This is a genomic window from Pedobacter gandavensis (assembly GCF_032677645.1).
In the GTDB taxonomy this organism is placed as follows: Bacteria; Bacteroidota; Bacteroidia; order Sphingobacteriales; family Sphingobacteriaceae; genus Pedobacter; species Pedobacter gandavensis_A.
On record NZ_JAVTSB010000003.1, the window covers coordinates 313,563 to 333,244 of the forward strand.

The following is a 19,682-nucleotide window of genomic DNA, read 5'->3' on the forward strand; positions in this document are numbered from 1 at the left end:
TATTTTAAGTTTTAGAGAAGCACCCCAGTCAGGAACATCACAGCTACTGAGAAGTAAATGATCAGTCCGGTTACATCTACTAACGTAGCTACAAAGGGCGCGGATGAGGTTGCCGGATCTGCACCCAGCTTTTTCAGGATTAAGGGCAGCATAGAGCCTGCCAATGATCCCCATAAAACTACACCAACCAGTGATACGCCAACGGTAATCCCGATCAGCACCCAATGCGGGCCGTACATCGGGGTAAACAAAGTCCAGACAAATATCCTTAAGAAACCAATACACCCCAATACGATACCGAGCATTAATCCTGAAATGAGTTCTCTTCTCATCACTCTCCACCAGTCTCCAACAGTAATTTCGCCCAAAGCCATCGCCTGAATAATTAGTGTAGAGGCCTGAGAACCACTATTTCCACCACTTGAAATGATGAGGGGAACAAACATAGCCAGAATCACCGCCTTGGCAATATCTGCTTCAAAATGTCCCATTGCAGTGGCAGTCAGCATTTCTCCAAGGAAAAGTACCACCAGCCAACCGATTCTTCGTTTAAATAAACCAAAGATTGGCATGTCTAAATAGGGCTCATCCAGTGCCTGGGTACCCCCTATTTTCTGCATATCTTCTGTATATTCTTCATTTGCAATCCAAAGAATATCATCTACGGTTACGATACCTAACAACACATTATGGTCGTCTACAACAGGTAAAGCGACACGGTTATTCATTCTAAAGATGTTAATTGCTTCTTCCTGATGGTCGTTTGCTTTTAAAGCGATCAGTCGGCGGTCGGTTAAATCCCCGATTTTTGCCTCTGGATCTGCCAGGAGAATTTCCCTGATTCTGATATCATCTAATAAGGTTCCGTCTTTATCGATCACATAAATAACATCGATGGTTTCGGAGTTTTTCCCATAACGTCTGATATGTTCCAACACTCTGGTTACCGTCCAGTCCTTTTTTACCGCCACATAATCCGGCGTCATCAACCTTCCTACACTGTCTTCTTCGTATCCTAGAAGGGAAAGTGCTTCGACTCTATCTTTTGCGGGTAGCAAAATGATCAGTTTCGTTACTGCTTCACCACTAAGTTCAGAAAATAAAGAGGTACGGTCATCGGGAGGCAACAGGTTAATTAACTCAGCGAGCTTATGACCGGGAAGTTTTTTAATGATTCTTTCCTGAGTTGGAAAGTCGAGGATTCTAAAAACGTTAACTGCCCTTTTGATGGACAAGGTATCTATAAAGGTAACTGCGTGTTGGGGAAGTTCGTCTATCAGGTGTTCAACGTCCGAAATATTCAGGTTGTCTAAATATTCCTTTAACTGTGTATTGTCTTCCTGCGCTAAGAGCTTTTCGATCTCTTCAACAATCATTTCTTCCATACGCCCCTACTTTACATGATTTTCATTAATGTATTCTTTTAATGCCGAAGTCCTTACGATGCGATTTATGGATCAGCAATTCCTCAGTAACGGCATTTATCATTTTTGCAAAAGTGCCTTTTTATTTTCGAAAAACGGCCTTTATAACGGATTATTATTGTCTTTTCCGGGAAGCTTCTGATTTTGAAAGCAGCGATACATCTATCCTATTCATTATCAAGATTTAATAGAACAGATTTGAGGCTGGATTTGATTTATTTATTTGAGCAAGAAAGCGTAATTTTTCTGACAAATGCCGCATTTTTAATGTATAGACTGGATTTTGATGCCTTAGAAATCAGGAAAAGGTCGAAATTGAAAGAGTATTAAGGAATAACCAATCTAATTGATATATTTGCCGAAATGTTTCCGTAGTTCAATGGATAGAATTGTTGATTCCGGTTCAACAGATATGGGTTCGAATCCCTTCGGGAACACTTATAAGCCTTTCAGTGAAAACTGGAGGGCTTTTTTTATAGTAAATTTTAAATTCAACAGCCAGCTCCGGACGATTAGACGTATTTTTCAGGTAAAACAGGATCGTATTGCAGTAGCAACAACAATCAGTAAGCTGTGCGATTATGTACAGCATAACCGTCCGTTAACGGACAGTAAAGCGATTAAAAGGGCTAATTGACGCTGTTTAGCCGCTTTAGGAAGTATGGCATACAATTGGTCTAGCCCAGGAAAATAAAATAGCATCATGTTTAAGACAAACTTAAAAATCGCAATAAGAAACCTTTGGAAGCACAAAGGCTTTACCCTGATCAATATTGGTGGATTGGCAATTGGTTTGGCCTGCTGCCTGATGCTATTACTCTATGTAAATTACGAATGGAGTTACAATAAACAATTGAAAGATCTCGACCGGATTTACATGACCCGGTTAAATCTAAAAATCAATGAGCGCCTGAGTACTACCCGTGCCACTCCTGGAATACTAGCGGCAACCGCATTACAAACGATACCGGGTGTAGAGCAGGCTGCAAGAATTACCATGGGCACCAGAGATAAGTTTTTTAGTCACCAGGAAAACAACTTTAAACTCAACAGTCTCTTTGTTGACCCCTCCCTATTGAAAATTTTTGATTATCAATTCATATCCGGCAATGCCAATCAGGCCTTAAGCGAACCCAATTCGATCTTGCTGACGGCCAGTACGGCAAAGCGTCTATTTGGAAATGAAAATCCCCTTGGGAAAACTGTAAAATGGGATAACCGCAAGCTTTTAAAGGTTACAGCAGTGATTGAAGATCTTCCGGAAAACCAGAGCTTCCAGTTTGACGCCTTACAAACCAGGGCCCTTTTTGAACAGGAAAATCCTGATGAAAAACAGACCAATTGGGGCTCCATTACCTGCATCACCATTTTTAAACTTAAAGATGCGGATAACTTTGTAGCAGCAGATGCTTCCCTCAGAAAGCTGATTGCTACCCATGATAAAGATACCAACATGGAAGCTTTCTTATTCCCTTATTCCAAATTCCGTCTTTATGACAAATTTGAAAACGGCAAACCTATCGGTGGAAGAATTGACCAGGTGAAGCTTTTTCTCTTCCTTGCTTTTTGTGTTTTGCTAATTGCCAGCATCAATTATATGAACCTTTCTACCGCACGTTCTGAGAAACGCGCAAGAGAAGTAGGGATCAGAAAGGCGATGGGTTCCACCAGATTTAACCTCATGGGTCAGTTTATCCTCGAATCACTGTTATTATCTTTCCTGGCCTTACTACTTGCTTTTGTGTTGCTGGAGCTGAGCTTACCCTACTTCAATAATTTATTGAACATTCAAATCCAGATAGATTACCGTTCTTACCTGTTCTGGGCCACATTGGTCGCGCTGGCCTTATTTACGGGCTTCCTTGCCGGTAGCTATCCAGCCTTCTATCTTTCCTCCTTCAGCCCAATTAAAGTACTTAAAGGATTCAAAGGGAATGGCGCATCCTCATTATCCATCCGTAAAATCCTGGTTATTGTACAATTCAGTTTATCGGTCTGTATGATCATCTGCGCTATAGTAGTCTATACGCAAATTCAATTCATGAAGAACAAGCCTTTAGGGTTCAACAGAGATAACCTTGCACAGCTGGATATTGAAGGAGAATGGACCAAACCTGTTGTTTTAAAACGCTTCAAAGAAGAGCTTAAAAAATCAGGCGCCATTGTTTCTGCCACAGAATTTGCCAATTCCTTTACCGAAGACGGCAGTATAGCCGGTGATATCGGCTGGCCGGGGAAAGCTGCCAACGACAATTCTATCATTGATTACAGAAGCACTGGTTATGATTTCATCACTACCATAGGCGCCAAACTTGTTGCAGGAAGGGATTTTGATCCTAAGTTCCTTGCAGATACCGCAACATCTGTCTTGCTCAATGAAACAGCAGTACAAACCATGGGACTTAAAACCCCGGTCGGCACGCAAATTACCTGGGGTAGCAATCCTCCATTAACCATTGTTGGCGTGGTAAAAGATTACTACAATGAATCTACTGGCTCCAAAGTGAGCCCTACCCTATTCTACTTTGATCCTAAGCAAAGTGAGGTTTTAATCCTGCATTTGAACCCTGCGCTACCTTTATCGAAGTCCGTAGCCCTGGTTAATAAGATCAGTGCAGAAATGAATCCTGCATTTCCACTAACGCTGAATTTCACCAGTCAGGGAATGGAGAAGCAATTAGAAGAAGAAAAACTCCTGAGTGTATTGTCCAATATATTTGGTGGTTTCGCCATTTTCATTTCTTGTCTTGGCTTACTCGGACTTGCTTTATATATGGCTGAACAACGGAGCAAAGAAATCAGCATCAGAAAAGTACTAGGTGCAGATTTGAGGAACATTCTGATTCTTTTAAACAAGGACTTTATGAAACTGGTGATCATTTCGAATCTGATTGCCTTTCCCCTGGCCTATATCATTGCCAAAAACTGGCTCAGTAAATATGACTATAAGATCGAGATCTCCATTTGGCCATTCGTTATTGCAGGTCTGATTTCCTTGATTATTTCCATATTAACGGTCAGCATGCAAACGTTCAAAGTGGCAAAGGCTAATGCAGTCGATGCGCTGAAATATGAATAAATCTTTGCAAATAAAAAACGGGATAGCTTAAGCCATCCCGTTTTTTATTGTGATAAGGTTATCAGATGGATAAGAAATCAATAGATCTGATACCTAACTATTATTTAGTGATGCCAAACATCAATACCAAACGGTCATTCTGATAGAGGTTCAAAGTCTGGTCTGCCACATCGAATTTAAAGTTTTTACCGCCCAAAATGTTAAGGAATTTACTTTCCATTTCATTCAATGCCTGATCCATACAAGCACGACGGGTACTGGCTGCCGAGCCAAAAGCAATACTGGTGCTTCCGGCGTCATAAGTACCGAAGTAATTATTGCAACCTGAATTCCCACTAAAACGACGATCTGCAAGGTTAAAAGAAATCGTAATCGGTGAGTTTTGTTGGGTAACCCCATCCATCTGGATCAGTTTCCAACGGTTTTTACCAATATAACTCCAGATATCATTACTGTTGTTCGCTTCCGTTCTAAACTCCAAAGCTTTATCTTTTCCTTTATAAAAGGTCAGTGTATTTCCACTGGTTTCCAGCCTGTAAGTTTGCTCGCCTAAAGCCCTGGTAAAATCAGACTCCAGCTTATTTACCTTTTCATCTGCACAAGCCATCATGGTTGAAGCCACATTTCCGAAGGTCAGACTTTTACTTTTCGGACTATATTTGAAAGCTCCGAAGATGCTGTTACAGCCACCGGATCCGTTAAATTTATTTCCTTTTTCGTCCAGCATAATAAAAACGCGGTCAGAATTTACCGCTACACCATTCATCCTGCTCAGGGTCCATTTCTGATTTGCCGCAGCCTGTAATGGATCTTTACCTAATGAAGGTTTTAGGGCTATCTTTTCTTTCTTAATTACTTTTTTCAGTTTGTAGGTATAAGCAGACGCATCGGCAGGAACATTTTTCCTTTTTGTCCTGATTACTGAAAGCGTGTAACGATAACCTTCCTGGTGCTTAAAGCCCTGGATTTCGCTATAGAACAGCTCCCAGTTTTTGCTGTTTTTGTATTTTACCTGTAAACAATTCATTGGCGCAACCCCTGTACAGGAGGCACGGTCTTCCTTCACCATCAGCGTGATCACATCCGCAGCCATTGCGCTGGCTATGCTACCAAAAACAATCAGCAGCGACAGAATTCCTTTTTTTGTAATGATACTTTTTAACATTTTGCGTGTATTTAAAATGAGCTATAACAACTGTCCAATCCGACAGCACCTGGTGACTGCAATTCTCACACCAAAATTAAACCGACTTTATATACCACGCAAAATGCAGTAAAATCACCCAAAGTACTAAAGTCCCAGAATCCCTTTCAAACTCGCTTCGGTATATCCGGCACTTGCCGTCATTCCTTTACCACCGATACAAGTACGAATATGGATGCAATCCTCAATGTTATATTCCAGAATACGTTCTGTAGGATGCTGCGGATAAAATCCTGCCCAGGTAGTTCCCATATCACGAAGGTTAAAGTTCACAATACGCTCCCCTTCTTTCAACATCAGCTCATTGATGTGTTGTTTTACATTAAAACCAAGGTCATCAAAATGCGCAACATCAGCATATTCATGAGAATCACCGATGATAAAGCTACCATCAACTGCTTTTTTGAAGAGCATATGAATGCCCCATTCTTTGAGTTCTTTATAATGATCCGGGGTACTCAACTGCTTAAATGAAGGGCAGTATTCTTCGAAACTTTCATACCTTCTGATGGTCAGTCCGGTTAAAATATTCCCTTCTAAAGGCACTTCCGGCATCGGTACGGTGCGCATCATTTGAAGCTTACTGATCACCTGTCCGCTGGAAGCGAATAATTCAGGGAACAACAGTTTAAATTCATAGCCGTTACAAAGTATGGCTTTATCCGCCTGGAAGCTACGATTGCCAGTCACCAGAACAGATACACCGCTTCCTGTAGGTGTACAATCAATAACCGGAGCGTTACACAGCAAGGTATATCCTTCAAATTTCGATTGCATAAATTCCTGAAGACGATAAATCATCAAAGCTGGCTCTACACTAACTTCCTGTTTAAAAAACAGGCCTTCTTTTGCATAACTGCTTCTGATGGCTGGGTATTTAGTTAAAACAGCTTCCTTACTTAGCAACTCCTGTTGATACCCTAAAGTGTCATAATGTGCTTTCAGCTCATGGATCAGGTTTTGTTCCTCGTCATCCGAAGCAATATAAACACTGCCGTTATTACGCACAGAAATATCAAACTGATCTTGAATTTCCTGGTAGATTTCCAGTCCGCGGACACCGTAATCAAACCAAACGCCAGACATTCCCGAAGGAACCACCTGACCGAAGTTACGTACCGTTGCGCCTACCGGATAGTTATCCTTTTCCAGTTGCAAAACCTTTTTCCCAAGCTTTAAAGCATGGTAAGCATGGAAGGTTCCTAAAATTCCACCGCCAATTACAATCAGGTCATAATGCTTTGTATTCATTTTCAAATATTTTTATGTGGTCAAAAATCTTATTTCGTACCCCCCTCTACCTCTAATGCGAGCACAGGAAGGGTAATATTACTTTCTTTTTTCTTATTCTTTACACTTTTCTGGTGAAAATACAGCAGGGAAACCATACTGCAACTTACACCAACTACTGCCGCAACGACTGCACTTTGCCGGAAGAAATGACCCCAGCTGATCTCTGCATCCCCAAATTCTTTGAAGAGCAAAATGCTGACACTACCCAGATAACCGATCGCATCCGAAACATACATGATGAAACCAATATTACTCTTGTAATGAAAAGTAGCAATCATGCGTTCGAAAAATATCGCGTTGTAAGGGATATAAGCCATATAAAGGCCCATGCCTACCAGACACATCCAGGTAACCGGACTAATATAATGGGCATCAAAAAGCAAGGTTGCGAATCCGGTTAAGGCACAGCCTCCGATGATCATCCAGTGAATGATCACAAAAGCTTTCAGGTTGTTCCTCACCAGAATCAGGAAGCCCACCATCGTTAACACAACCAATGCGATAAAACCATCTATTTTCGCATAGATATGGTTGTCGGTTACCCCGAGGTCATGCCAGATTTCTACTTCAAAATTATCTCTAAGATCCCGGATCACGGTGAGTACCACATAGATGATAATGGTTAAAATCACTCCGGGTAAGAAGTTCAACAGGAATTTCTTCCGCTGACTGCCATTCATGGGCAAGCGTTTGGTTCTTAACCGCTGGTCTTCCTCAGTTGGTGGTGGCACCATTTCCAACATTGCGACAAACAAAAGCAAGGGGATGACAAATAATAATCCGGTACAAAAAGGCATCCAGTATTCGTTAACCGGTAGCAAATCCATGAGTGTCCTTGCGACTGTTTTTATAAATCCGGAAGCAAAAATCAGACTTACCGACATCACCGCGCCCATAAACTCTGTATTTCTACGTCCTTCCAGGTAGCTAAAAACCAGGCCCCAGATCATCCCTAAAGGAAAACCGTTGATAAAAAGAAAGGCAATGTTCCATGGTGCAGGCACCATTGCGAACCCCAATAATGCGATCCAGGAAATACCAATCAGCTTTAAAATACTGCGGCCCCTGTTTTCTCCGGAAGATTCCGAGATAAAACGAATCCCATAAAACTTACTAAAGGTATAACCCATCACCTGAGCAATCACCAGCCATACTTTATAATCAATGCCCAGATATTCATGCCCATCAAAAGTACCCGCTGTAAATGCTTTTCTAAACGCATACATACTCGTATAACAGCCAAAAGCCGCTAAACCTGCCATGATAGAAATCAACAGATATGGCCAGGCGGCAACCTTGTTCCGACAATAATTTAACAGATTCACATCGTTTTTAACAGACATCATTCCTCATTTATGTGTTCTGCAATACTAAACTTTGTTCATTAATACTAAACAAAGTTTAAGTTAAGGAATTGTTATATTTCATTTAACTTCGTCCTGGATTCAGACAGCTGGATGTGGATCATTAAGCTCCCGATTAAGGACATTAATACTCAAAAAACAACGAAGATGAAATTCAACCCTATTGCCTTTGTCATTAACCTGGCGATTCCTTTAGCAGCTGGTGCTATTGGAAGTATACTTACCCTGACTTCAGTAAAAACATGGTATCCAACCCTGGCTAAACCTTCTTTTAATCCACCAGATTCTATTTTTCCTCCGGTATGGACCTGTATTTTCATCCTGATGGGTGTTTCTGCGTATTTAGTCTGGCAAAAAAGGGAGCAGATTGCTCATTTTCCGCGCATGATTGCGGTGTATGCGATACAGATTTTACTAAATATGATGTGGTCTTTCCTCTTCTTTTACGCGAAGAATCTGGGCGCCGCTTTATTTGAAGTGGTCTTCTTATTGATTGTCATTGTGATCAACGGAACCATGTTTTATAAAATTGACAAGACGGCCGGTTTGTTGTTCATCCCTTATTTCCTATGGGTATGCTTTGCAACTGCACTGACTTACAGCATCTTTTCCCTGAACGGTTAAATTATTAGCGGAGCTATAAAAACATATCCGCTTTTAGTACATTTGAAAGAATTACTTATCACCAATGATTTTTAGCGCAATGAAACGAATATTCTTAGTGTTTTTGCTATTTATGGCCTTCAGCTCTGTCTTTGCACAACACGCAGACATCAATAATTTCATCGTAAAAGAGAGCTTATTGAAAAACAGCAAACTGGCCATTATTGCGGCAGATTCTCTGGGTAATCCGATAGAGAAAATCAATGGGGTGTATACCTTCACGGTAAGTGGATTCACACAACCGATCAACTTTAATGACGGTATTGCCGTGCTGCCATTGCAACTGGAAAGATCAGCTTTTGTGTACCTGAAACATCAGAACGATAAAGGTATACACAGTAAATTATTATATGTCTATAAGAAAGACGGCACCTTAAATCCTTATACCATTAGCAGTATGTGGTTGGTGTTATTCCCGGTAATCCTGGTGTTTTTAGCTTTTGCCTTCCGCAAATTTATCATCATCGCAGTGATCCTGTTACTCTGTTTCTTCTATTTTAACCATAGTAACGGACTCGATGTTTCCACTTTCTTTGAGACCATTTTTGATGGCCTGAAGAAAATGTTTTAGGCTTCAGACGGACAACTAACCAGCTCCTTTAGAAAGGCATACCGATACCAAAGTTGTACTGCACAAACCGGTATCGGTCTGGCGTATTCATCAAATCATAATCTTCTCTAAACTTCTTACCACCACTCAGGAACTTATTGATTACCCATTGATCTGAACCGGTAAATTGTGGGTCTTTAAGTTTAAGGCCTACGTCAAAGCGGAACACAAAATACTGTACATCGTAACGGAATCCCATACCTGTGCCTATGGCGATCTGTTTAGCCAGATTCTTCATTTTAAAAACAGTCACCTGAGCGCTATCGGCTTCCTTAACTCTAAGGTTCCAGACATTTCCCATATCTAAAAACACAGCTCCTTTTAATTTACCACCAAAGAACTTATTGACCAGCTTGAAACGATATTCCAGATTGGCTTCCATGTGCAGGTCACCAAGTTGATCTACCCCATAAAGTGTTCTACGTACTTCTTCGTCGGGAATTGCCTGCCCACGGTTATAGTTCCCCGGACCTAAAGTCCTGGCCTGCCATGCCCTGACTCCCGAAGAACCACCAGCAAAGAATAACTTCTCAAAGGGCATATCTACGGAATTCCCATAGGCATAGGCTACACCAAGGTTTAACCTGGCTACAAATTGTTTGTCCAACCCAAGTCCTTTATACCATCTAATATCAACTTCCGGACGTACATATTGGTTAAATGGAACATTTAAAATCTTCCTGTCCTTTCCAGTCACCGAATCGCTCTTCGTCCCCAAAAGACTGGTCAGGCCCTGAAGCATATTCCCTGCGACATCAATATTCCCACGGAAATAAATAAAATCATCACCGGTCAGCAATTTATCGGCGTTCAGGGAATAAGCATATTTAATACCCAGGGTAATGCTCTGCCTGGTCAGCAATGCAAGGGTATAGCCATTGTTTTTAACCAGGTCTTTAATATATTGAGAGGTATCACTCTCGTTGAAAAGCAGGTCGCCAAACCGATACTCAAAGTTGATCGGAGTAACCGAATGAAGCTTAGATTTTGTCTCTATAAATTCATAAGTAAGGGAATTTAAAAACACCCTACGGGTAAAGAAATCCTTCTGCAATGCAAATACATAACTGGCAGAAAAAATGGTATGTGGCATTCCGCCCTTGCCTGTCACGTATTTAGAAAAGAAAGGCATCATCAACCGGGGAACAGAAAGACTAGAACTTACCGAGAAATCACGCTGGTAGATATCGCTAAAAATAGAGCCACCCTGACCTACCCTGGATTGCAATCCACCTTTAATCTGGAATTCAAATCGTTCTGTACCTCTGAATAAATTGTTATTGGTATAGGTATTACTCAGGTTAAATCCAACGGTTCCTCCGTTAAAAGGCACCTCCCCTTCTATTCTATTACTCATGATCTTTTGAGGGATCAGCTGTATAAATGGGTTTACGAGGAGGCTACTGTCTTTCGCTTTCTGATAGTCAATTTTAACATTCTTAAATACGTTTAGCTCATATAACCTATCAAAAGTGGTGTTCTCATTCCTGATGTCGTATTGCTCACCTTCACGAAGAAAATTATAGCGGACAATGGGATTTCTTCTGAACTTCTTAGAAAGGTCAGTATACCTGATACCATTAAAGATGCGTTTATTCAACACCACAGAATCCGGATAACCATCCGAATTTGGCGCTACAATAATATTTGTCTCCCCGATTTTATACTTTTCATGCTTAGCTTTATCCAGAGGATTATCGATCAGTAGTGTTACCTTGGCCTTACTGGCATTACTATTCGTATCGACCAAAAACCGGACATACGGCTTGGCGAAATCAAAATAACCGTTCTCTTTCATCAATTGATAAATCTTGTCTCTTTCATAAGCAAGGGAATCATCATCAAAACGCATCCCCTTATTAATATGGGTAAACAAATCTCTCCGGGAAAGGTATAACTGCTTTACTGCCGAATCTGGAATCTGATAGTTAAATTCTGAGATTTTAAACTCCGGCCCCTTATTTACGGTAAAAATAACCTCCGCTTTCTTGTCTTTCACTTTAATATCAGACTTCACTTTCGCATTGAAATAACCCTTACTGTTCAGGTATTTTTGAATTTGATTGCGGGAAATATCTACAATTGCACTGTCCAGAATTGGTGGCGGACTCCCCAAAGGTTTGATGTTACTGGTCTTATAGCGCCCGTCTTTGGTATTGAACATATTATACAGCAACACATTGATGCCTAACTTAGAAGTAGGGCGAATGTCCTTTTGGATATAGTTATAGGCTTCCTCTTCGAAAGCTTTTCCAATGCTGTCAATTTCTACTTTCTTAACGATGGATTGGTAGGGCTCAATGTATTTTGTTGAAGAACATCCTGCCGCAAAAAGAATAATAAGTAGTAAATTTGCAAGAAACTGGACATTCTTCTTATAATTATAGTATGCTTTCAAAATCTCAAATAGGTTTTATAAAATCGTTACATCAAAAAAAGTACCGTAAAGAAAATGGGATATTCATTATTGAAGGTATAAAATCTATTGCAGAATTTATTCAATCTTCCTACCAGGTTCACAGCATCTATTATCTGGCTCAATATCAGTCTCTACTCCCTCAATTACCCGCAAATATAAAGTTATTTGAAGTAAACCCTACGGAACTGGATAAGATAAGTACTTTGAAAACCCCACAGGGGATTCTGGCCCTGGTTCATTTACCTGAAAACAGGAACCTGGATACAAAACAGCTCAAAAACAACTTTTCTTTAGTCCTTGATGGTATACAGGACCCTGGAAACCTGGGCACAATCATCCGTACCGCAGACTGGTTTGGCTTTAAACAGATCATCTGTTCTCCAAATACCGTAGAAGTTTATAATCCGAAGACGGTACAGGCTACAATGGGCTCCCTGAGCAGGATGGAAATTTACTACCAGGACCTTGTACCACTACTTTCTGCCCCCCCGGTTCCGGTGTTTGGAGCCGTATTAAATGGCAAAAGTATGTATAAAGTGGATTGGGGAACCGAAGGATTGGTCATTTTAGGGAATGAAGGGCAAGGGATTTCTCCTGAAATTATGGAATTAATTACGGTACCAGTGACAATTCCGAGGATTGGCGGAGCAGAATCTTTAAACGTAGCTGTTTGTGCTGCAATACTATGCGCAGATATCAGCAGAAATTTTCAAAAATAAATTGCATACTTAGATTTAATTGCTACTTTTGCATTCTAAATTTTTAGAAAGGTCGAGTGGCCGAGTGGCTAGGCAGAGGTCTGCAAAACCTCCTACAGCGGTTCGAATCCGCTCTCGACCTCAGATTTACAATAAAAAAATAAAGGGTTACACCATGGCAGTTACTAGATTAAAAAGAAAAGACAGAAGAAATAAGACTTTCGCTAAATTAGATGTGAAAAACTTAAAATTAGCTACTAACATTGAATTAGGTAGCCGTTCTAAACAGTCTACTACAGATCAATTGGCTAAAAACAATGCTGTTCTAGATAAACTTACTGCAAGAGCATAAGTTTCTGTTTCAAGAAATAAGAAAAGACTTTAGGAAATTCCTAAGGTCTTTTTTTTGTGGTTGGATTTTTTAGTCCTCCCCTGTTGTCCACAAAGTATTAAATCTATCGAAGGCTGGAATACTTTACCCTGAAGAGGGCAAAGCTTCCTGAGGCCTTCTCACAGATTCAAGACTTTGTTCCCTCAAGGCCATACCTTGTTGATTGTTTAAAGATCAGGTTCCACAACAACTACAGGTTTGCTTAAGTATCAGGTTGCTAAAATATAAGACATAAAAAAACCAGCAATGAGCTTTTCATTGCTGGTTTTTAATTTTCAACGCTATTTTAAAGCGGGAATAACGCGTTTAAACGAGTTCTTTACAGATTCGCTTCACAATACCCGGACCTTCATAAATAAAGCCTGTATAGAGCTGTACCAGGGAGGCACCGGCTGCTAATTTATCTTTAGCATCCTGAGGAGAATGAATCCCTCCTACTCCGATAATCGGGAATGCTTTATTTGATTTCGTAGAGATATACCTGATCACTTCCGTTGAACGGGTAGTTAAAGGCTTTCCGCTTAATCCACCAGCTTCGCCGGTTAATTCTGCCGGACTGTTCAATCCAGATTTATCAATGGTCGTATTGGTAGCGATAACACCGGCAATGCCTGTTTCTAAAACGATCTCCACAATATCATCCAGTTGCTCATTGGTTAAGTCAGGCGCGATCTTTAACAAGATTGGTCTGCTTACCTTGTGAGTCAGGTTTCTTTGTTGCAGGGTGTTTAATAAATTCATTAGCGGTGCTTTCTCCTGCAACTCTCTTAATCCCGGAGTATTTGGAGAACTTACATTCACTACAAAGTAATCGACAACGTCAAAAAGACGGTCGAAACATTTGATATAATCACTTACAGCATCTTCATTTGGGGTATTCTTATTCTTGCCGATATTACCACCGATCACGATACTTTTATCTTTGGCTTTTAAAAGTCTTAATCGCTCTGCAAGGGTATCTACCCCTTTATTATTGAATCCCATGCGGTTGATCAGGGCCGAATCTTCTTGTAAGCGAAACATTCTTGGCGCATCATTTCCCGGTTGTGGCAATGGGGTTACTGTTCCTACTTCGATGAAACCGAAGCCCAGATTACTCAGTGCCTCTACATATTCTCCGTTTTTATCAAAACCAGCAGCAAGTCCTACGGGATTTCTGAATTTAATTCCGAAGACTTCGCGCTCCAGTCCTTTGATATTGATATCAAAGCTGCTGCGTAAAATTGTTTTTCCCATTGGGAAGTGATCATTGAACCATTTCAGTTGTTTCACCACAAAATGGTGTACTTTTTCTGGCTCAAACTGGAAGAATAAAGGCTTAATTAGACGGTACATGGAACGAATATAGAAACGTTTTGATATAGGACAAAGGTCAGTAAGATGATTGTATCCTGAGATACAACATCTTCCCTCCCAAAAACGCAAAAATACATAGTAATGTTAACAAAGCAGTAACAATAAATATAAAATTCGCCGTCCTGAAAACAGTGGATTTTCTATAGATGGGGAGAAAAATGCGTAAATACCCTCATAACACGCCTTTAGGGACTGTCGGAGGCCAAAAATAAATTACAAAACGATCACTATTATATGCAATTGTAAAGCAAACAAAGTTGTATTTTTGCACGCAAATGATTTCAATAAACGACTTAACATTCCTGATAGGCTCCAGAGCTTTATACGACGAGGCAAACTGGCACATTAAACCAGGAGAAAGAATTGGATTAATCGGAGCCAATGGAACCGGTAAATCTACACTTCTAAAAATAATAGTTGGCGAGTATGGCCCTTCTTCAGGCAGTATTTCCATGTCGAAAGACCTGAAAATAGGCTACCTGAACCAGGATTTACTTTCTTACGATTCACACCATAGCATTTTACACGTAGCGATGGAGGCCTTTGAGCGCCAAAATCAATTACATGATGAAATTGAAGAACTCCTAAAAAAGATAGAAACAGATTACTCGGAAGAAGTATTAAACAAACTGAGCGATAAGCAACAGGAGTTTGAAGCTTTAGACGGATATAGCATAGAATACAGAGCAAATGAAATCCTTGCAGGTCTTGGTTTCAGCACTGAAGATCAGCACAGACCATTAAACACCTTCTCCGGAGGTTGGAGAATGAGAGTAATGCTGGCAAAGATTCTTTTGCAGACTCCAGACATTCTTTTACTGGATGAGCCTACCAATCACATGGATTTACCCTCTATTAAATGGTTAGAAACTTATTTATTGAGCTTTGAAGGTGCCATTGTGATCGTTTCTCACGATAGGTATTTCTTAGATAAAGTAGTAAACCGTATTGTAGAATCCCGCAAAGGAAAATTAACTCCTTATGCAGGTAACTATAGCTTCTATCTGGAAGAAAAATCCCTTCGTGGTGAGATCCAAAAGGGAGAATTTAAAAATCAACAGGCAAAAATCAAGCAGGAAGAGCGTTTGATCGAGCGTTTCCGTGCCAAAGCTTCTAAAGCGAAAATGGCGCAATCCAGAATGAAAGCCCTGGATAAAATGGAGCGTGTGGAAGATGTTGATGATGACAATCCAACAGTAAACTTCCAGTTCAAGTTCTCGAAACCTTCAGGACGTCACGTAATCCGCGTGGATGAAGCTTATAAAAGCTATCCAAACATCGATATCCTAAACAATGCAGATGGTTTGATCGAGAAAGGTGATAAAATCGCTTTAATCGGTGCCAACGGTAAAGGTAAATCTACCTTACTACGAATCATTGCTGGTGCAGAAGATTTTGATGGTAAATGTGAAGTGGGTCACAATGTGACGACTACTTTCTTTGCACAGCATCAGCTGGAATCTTTACACCTTGAAAACACCATCCTTGAAGAATTGCAGGCTTTCGCGCCTAAGCATTCCGATACGGAATTACGTGGTATTTTAGGCTGTTTCCTTTTCACTGGTGATGATGTATTCAAGAAAATCCGCGTATTATCAGGTGGGGAGAAATCAAGGGTAGCTTTAGCGAAATCTTTAACTACAGACTCTAACTTCCTGATCCTGGATGAGCCTACGAATCACCTGGACATTCAATCTGTGAATATCCTGATTCAAGCTTTAACCCAATACGAAGGTACTTTTATTGCCGTATCCCATGATAGGTATTTCTTAGATCACGTAGCCAACAAAATCTGGTTCATCGAAGATCAAGACATCAAAGAATATCCTGGAACGTATGCAGAATACGAAGAATGGAATTCAAAAAGAGTGCCTGCAACACCATCAAGCATTCCGGTTAGACCAGACAAAGAGGTTAAACCTAAAGCAGCAGTGGTAGAAAAAGCAACTCCAAATACACAACAGCAACTTAAAAAGCTGAACGAGCAATTGAAAAAGATTGAAGCAGAAATTGCTGAATTTGAGGAAAGTGTGAAAGCTATTGAAGCGCAAATCGCTGATGAAGCCGTATATTCGAATTCAGGAAAACTTGCTGAAGTCAATAAAAGCTATACGACTGCCAAGCATCAATTAGACAATGCCCAGAATAAATGGGAAGAACTGGCTTCCGATATAATGGAATTAGAAGGATAATGATCAAACTAAGCGGATTGTTTTTCGTGCTTTTATTTAGTATGCAAATTGCTGTGGCTCAAAACCAGCAATTTGTATACGAAAATAAGGTGTATTTGCCGGAAATCCGGACCGTACAATGTTATAACACACAAAAAGAACAGTCGCTGCCAGTGATTGCCCTGAAATCCAATGAGCTTTTATACTTCTCTTTTGACAACCTTAATGGGGGCAGCAAAATCTACAGCTATACCGTAGAACATTGTACTTCCGACTGGAAACCTTCCCGCCTTTCTCCTTTAGATTACCTGGAAGGGATGTCCGAAGATCGCATTACGCAGTATAAATACGCTTTTGGGACCTTGCAACAATACACCAATTACGCCCTTACTTTACCCAATTCCCAGATTAAACCCAAGATTTCCGGCAATTACCTGTTGAAGGTCTATGAAGACGGAAATCTTCAGAAACCGGTAGTTTCTCAGCGGTTTTATGTGGTGGATAGTCAGGTTGCGATTGGCGTAAATATTACCGCTAGTCCGCAGGTGGACTTACGCAGGACCCATCAGAAGGTCGATTTCACTATTTCCCATAGCAATCCGATTCAGAATCCAACCTTAGACTTAAAGGCCGTGGTGATGCAAAACGGGATTCCGCAAACCGCTTCCTGGAATAAGACGCCTACTTTTGTCAGACCAGGTTCATTGGTTTACAACGATGTAAATGACAATAATTTTCCAGGTGGAAACGAGTTTAGAAAGTTTGATATGCGTAGTTTCCGTTATAAAGCGGAGAATGTGAAAGAGATCATCAGAGATACCGTCAACAAAGTGATTCTGTTTACTGATCTGAATGGAAATGTAGCCAAGTTTACCAATCAATTTGATGAAAATGGTAGCTTTTTTATTAGAAACCAGGAAGGTCGTGATCCAAACACCGACAGTGACTATGCGCGGGTTTATTTTACTTTAAATTCTACCGTTCCAACTACGCCAGGCGATGCTTATGTGGTTGGTCGTTTCAACAATTACACCCTTAATGAAGCTAGTAAGCTGGTTTATGACGCAGCTACTAAACGTTTTCATACCAGCATCCCTTTGAAACAAGGCTTATATGATTACAAGTACGTGTGGCTGGACAAACAAACCGGCAAGACAGACCTGACCGTTTTTGAAGGTTCTTTCTTTGAAACGGAAAATACGTATCAGGTATATGTTTATTACCGCAAACCAGGCTCCCGCTGGGAAGAACTGATCGGTTATATCAATGTAAACACCACTAAACGATAGTCCAGACCGACACGCTTTCTGCGTTACAGAAAAACTCTGCCCAGCCCTTTTCATCTATCCTAACCTTTTCTTTTCTGTTGCCAAGGGCATCAATCATTGTTTTTCCTTCGTTTTCAAGTCCCATTTCCATTGCTTTATAGCCTTCCGATCCGTTACTCATCATCACCGCAATGCCCGAATTTACTTTCTCCGGAATACCGGTTCTGGTCCAGCCGATACAATTTGGAAAGTCCAGATAATCGCGTTGCAGTCCATAGGAAAGGTCTTTTCTGATCCTTAGCATTGCTGGTAATTCCAGTAAAGGGACAAGATTCACATCCACTTCGTCCTTTTCTTTGTCTTCATCCCGATATTTTGCCCCGTACAAATCGGCGTAGAATATACAGGGAATCCCATCTTCTCTTAATAAAATCAGCGCATAAGCCAATGGGCGAAACCAGAAATCTATATAGGATTCCAGGGCTTGCAGGGGTTGAGAATCGTGGTTATCTACAAAAGTAACGCTGTACAAAGGCTGCGATTGAACTAAGGTGCCCTCAAAGATTTTAGACAGGTCGTATTCTTCTTTTTCTTCCCCTGCGAGGAAAAGGTTATGATGAAGTAAGGAATCGAACAACTGCATCCGCCCTTTCGTGATTTCAAGATATTGCTCCAGCTCGGCTACATTGTCGATATTCCAGTTTTCTGCGACCACAAAAAACTGCGTATTAAAAGTTTCATTCATATGATCCAGCCATTCGATCAGGAAATCCGTAGCGATATGTTTTACGGCATCAAGGCGAAATCCTTTCATCCCGCAGCTGTTTACATACCATTCGCCCCAGCGCTTTAATTCTTCCCGAACTGCCGGATTTCTAAACTCGATGTCGTTATACATCAGGTAATCGTAATTTCCAAGTTCTTTAGAAGGCACCTCTTCCCAACCCTCGCCATAGACGTTCTGAATGGAATAAATCCCGGTTTCCTTTAAGTCTTCTGCCCAGTCGATCCCACTGAAACAATCTTTATCCCAGATAAACGGAGAATACTGACCATTTCTACCTTTAAAATTAAACTTTGTCCAGGCCTCAATTTCGAAGGGTTCAGAGGTAAATTCTTCTCTATCTTCCGGGTTTACGGTTCTTACGGTTACTTTTTCGAGCTCATCCCCTCCTGCTTTATGGTTGAAAACGATATCGGCAATGACACTGATCCCGTTTTCCTGAAGGATTTGGATGGCATTCTGGTAATCTTGTTTAGTCCCGTATTTAGTAGCTACGGTATTTTTCTGATCAAATTCGCCAAGATCATAAAGATCGTAGGGATCGTAACCCACAGAATTCTCTCCGGAATTGGCCTTATAAGCAGGTGGCAGCCAGATTCCGGTAATCCCCATTTGAGCAAGGTTAAAGGCCTCTTTTCCGGCTTTAATCCATAACTTGTCGTCTTCATGATAATACCAGTGGAAGTATTGTACTAAGGTTTGATTCTCCATGTCTTAAAACAACATTGATCCTGTTCATTTGTTTAAGGAAACAGCAGCTGCATGATTCCGGAAGCATTAGCCTAAATTTGAGCTGGTAGAAATTTGGGTTTCTGGGGCCTTGTCAGGGCCATACCCCTCCCCTGTAAGCCTGGTTGCAGGGCTGGTAGCCCTTCCATCATCCTGTCAAATAAGGCCCAACGATTAATTTAAACCGCTAAACATAAAAACAGTATGGAGCTCCTTCCTTGTATCAATT

Annotated in this window: 14 protein-coding genes and 2 tRNA genes; 9 read left to right on the forward strand and 7 right to left on the reverse strand. The window is 40.8% G+C overall.

Translation table 11 applies throughout. The annotated features are described in order from the left end of the window. Positions 1-11: 11 nt before the first annotated feature. Entirely contained in the window at positions 12-1,385 is a 1,374-nt protein-coding gene (mgtE, locus tag R2Q66_RS07160; protein WP_316747329.1) for a magnesium transporter, read from the reverse strand. Positions 1,386-1,789: 404 nt separating this feature from the next. Here mgtE and R2Q66_RS07165 point away from each other — a divergent pair. Next, a tRNA-Arg gene (locus R2Q66_RS07165) sits at positions 1,790-1,861 on the forward strand. 266 nt (positions 1,862-2,127) lie between these two features. Beyond that, complete coding sequence (locus R2Q66_RS07170; protein WP_316747330.1) at positions 2,128-4,503, forward strand: ABC transporter permease; 2,376 nt, start codon at positions 2,128-2,130, stop codon at positions 4,501-4,503. A gap of 100 nt (positions 4,504-4,603) precedes the next feature. Here R2Q66_RS07170 and R2Q66_RS07175 read toward each other — a convergent pair whose 3' ends face one another. From R2Q66_RS07175 to R2Q66_RS07185, 3 genes are all read right to left on the reverse strand, one after another. Next, entirely contained in the window at positions 4,604-5,668 is a 1,065-nt protein-coding gene (locus R2Q66_RS07175; RefSeq protein ID WP_316747331.1) for an META domain-containing protein, read from the reverse strand. Positions 5,669-5,794: 126 nt separating this feature from the next. Next, positions 5,795-6,958: a TIGR03364 family FAD-dependent oxidoreductase gene (locus R2Q66_RS07180; protein ID WP_316747332.1), complete on the reverse strand. Its 1,164-nt coding sequence runs from the start codon at positions 6,956-6,958 to the stop codon at positions 5,795-5,797. Positions 6,959-6,987: 29 nt separating this feature from the next. Continuing rightward, positions 6,988-8,346, reverse strand: a complete 1,359-nt coding sequence (locus R2Q66_RS07185; RefSeq protein ID WP_316747333.1) for a DUF5690 family protein — start codon at positions 8,344-8,346, stop codon at positions 6,988-6,990. Positions 8,347-8,511: 165 nt separating this feature from the next. Here R2Q66_RS07185 and R2Q66_RS07190 point away from each other — a divergent pair, with 165 nt between their 5' ends. Together R2Q66_RS07190 and R2Q66_RS07195 are read left to right on the forward strand one after the other, a co-directional pair. Further along, positions 8,512-8,988 (forward strand): TspO/MBR family protein, encoded by a 477-nt coding sequence (locus R2Q66_RS07190; protein ID WP_316747334.1) that lies wholly within the window; start codon positions 8,512-8,514, stop codon positions 8,986-8,988. Between the two features lie 79 nt (positions 8,989-9,067). Then, positions 9,068-9,598, forward strand: a complete 531-nt coding sequence (locus R2Q66_RS07195; RefSeq protein ID WP_316747335.1) for a hypothetical protein — start codon at positions 9,068-9,070, stop codon at positions 9,596-9,598. A 28-nt stretch (positions 9,599-9,626) separates the two neighbouring features. On the opposite strand, the gene R2Q66_RS07200 is transcribed toward R2Q66_RS07195, so the two are convergent. Then, a complete protein-coding gene (locus tag R2Q66_RS07200) occupies positions 9,627-12,035 on the reverse strand; it encodes a BamA/TamA family outer membrane protein (protein ID WP_316747336.1) in 2,409 nt (802 codons plus the stop codon). Here R2Q66_RS07200 and R2Q66_RS07205 point away from each other — a divergent pair. From R2Q66_RS07205 to R2Q66_RS07215, 3 genes are all read left to right on the forward strand, one after another. Next, entirely contained in the window at positions 12,026-12,775 is a 750-nt protein-coding gene (locus tag R2Q66_RS07205) for an RNA methyltransferase (RefSeq protein ID WP_316747337.1), read from the forward strand. The two genes, R2Q66_RS07200 and R2Q66_RS07205, sit on opposite strands and share 10 nt — an antisense overlap. A gap of 50 nt (positions 12,776-12,825) precedes the next feature. Continuing rightward, positions 12,826-12,896 (forward strand) — tRNA-Cys (locus tag R2Q66_RS07210). Positions 12,897-12,929: 33 nt separating this feature from the next. Further along, positions 12,930-13,106 carry a hypothetical protein gene (locus tag R2Q66_RS07215; protein ID WP_062550053.1) on the forward strand — a complete coding sequence of 59 codons (177 nt, stop codon included), beginning with the start codon at positions 12,930-12,932 and terminating at the stop codon, positions 13,104-13,106. A 345-nt stretch (positions 13,107-13,451) separates the two neighbouring features. On the opposite strand, the gene R2Q66_RS07220 is transcribed toward R2Q66_RS07215, so the two are convergent. Then, the gene (locus R2Q66_RS07220) at positions 13,452-14,480 is read right to left on the reverse strand and encodes a quinone-dependent dihydroorotate dehydrogenase (RefSeq protein ID WP_316747338.1); all 1,029 of its coding nucleotides are present in this window, start codon (positions 14,478-14,480) and stop codon (positions 13,452-13,454) included. 296 nt (positions 14,481-14,776) lie between these two features. Between R2Q66_RS07220 and R2Q66_RS07225 the strand changes: the two genes are divergently transcribed. Beyond that, entirely contained in the window at positions 14,777-16,693 is a 1,917-nt protein-coding gene (locus R2Q66_RS07225; RefSeq protein WP_316747339.1) for an ABC-F family ATP-binding cassette domain-containing protein, read from the forward strand. Continuing rightward, positions 16,693-17,961: a DUF5103 domain-containing protein gene (locus R2Q66_RS07230; protein WP_316747340.1), complete on the forward strand. Its 1,269-nt coding sequence runs from the start codon at positions 16,693-16,695 to the stop codon at positions 17,959-17,961. Before R2Q66_RS07225 ends, R2Q66_RS07230 begins: the two co-directional genes overlap by 1 nt. Here R2Q66_RS07230 and R2Q66_RS07235 read toward each other — a convergent pair. Continuing rightward, a complete protein-coding gene (locus R2Q66_RS07235; protein WP_316747341.1) occupies positions 17,951-19,435 on the reverse strand; it encodes an alpha-amylase in 1,485 nt (494 codons plus the stop codon). The genes R2Q66_RS07230 and R2Q66_RS07235 overlap by 11 nt on opposite strands. Positions 19,436-19,682: the final 247 nt, after the last annotated feature.

Coding starts and splice junctions, on each gene's coding strand:
- mgtE (WP_316747329.1), bottom strand. CDS start 1,385: ATGGAAGAAATGATTGTTGAAGAGATCGAAAAGCTCTTAGCGCAGGAA.
- R2Q66_RS07170 (WP_316747330.1), top strand. CDS start 2,128: ATGTTTAAGACAAACTTAAAAATCGCAATAAGAAACCTTTGGAAGCAC.
- R2Q66_RS07175 (WP_316747331.1), bottom strand. CDS start 5,668: ATGTTAAAAAGTATCATTACAAAAAAAGGAATTCTGTCGCTGCTGATT.
- R2Q66_RS07180 (WP_316747332.1), bottom strand. CDS start 6,958: ATGAATACAAAGCATTATGACCTGATTGTAATTGGCGGTGGAATTTTA.
- R2Q66_RS07185 (WP_316747333.1), bottom strand. CDS start 8,346: ATGATGTCTGTTAAAAACGATGTGAATCTGTTAAATTATTGTCGGAAC.
- R2Q66_RS07190 (WP_316747334.1), top strand. CDS start 8,512: ATGAAATTCAACCCTATTGCCTTTGTCATTAACCTGGCGATTCCTTTA.
- R2Q66_RS07195 (WP_316747335.1), top strand. CDS start 9,068: ATGAAACGAATATTCTTAGTGTTTTTGCTATTTATGGCCTTCAGCTCT.
- R2Q66_RS07205 (WP_316747337.1), top strand. CDS start 12,026: ATGCTTTCAAAATCTCAAATAGGTTTTATAAAATCGTTACATCAAAAA.
- R2Q66_RS07215 (WP_062550053.1), top strand. CDS start 12,930: ATGGCAGTTACTAGATTAAAAAGAAAAGACAGAAGAAATAAGACTTTC.
- R2Q66_RS07220 (WP_316747338.1), bottom strand. CDS start 14,480: ATGTACCGTCTAATTAAGCCTTTATTCTTCCAGTTTGAGCCAGAAAAA.
- R2Q66_RS07225 (WP_316747339.1), top strand. CDS start 14,777: ATGATTTCAATAAACGACTTAACATTCCTGATAGGCTCCAGAGCTTTA.
- R2Q66_RS07230 (WP_316747340.1), top strand. CDS start 16,693: ATGATCAAACTAAGCGGATTGTTTTTCGTGCTTTTATTTAGTATGCAA.
- R2Q66_RS07235 (WP_316747341.1), bottom strand. CDS start 19,435: ATGGAGAATCAAACCTTAGTACAATACTTCCACTGGTATTATCATGAA.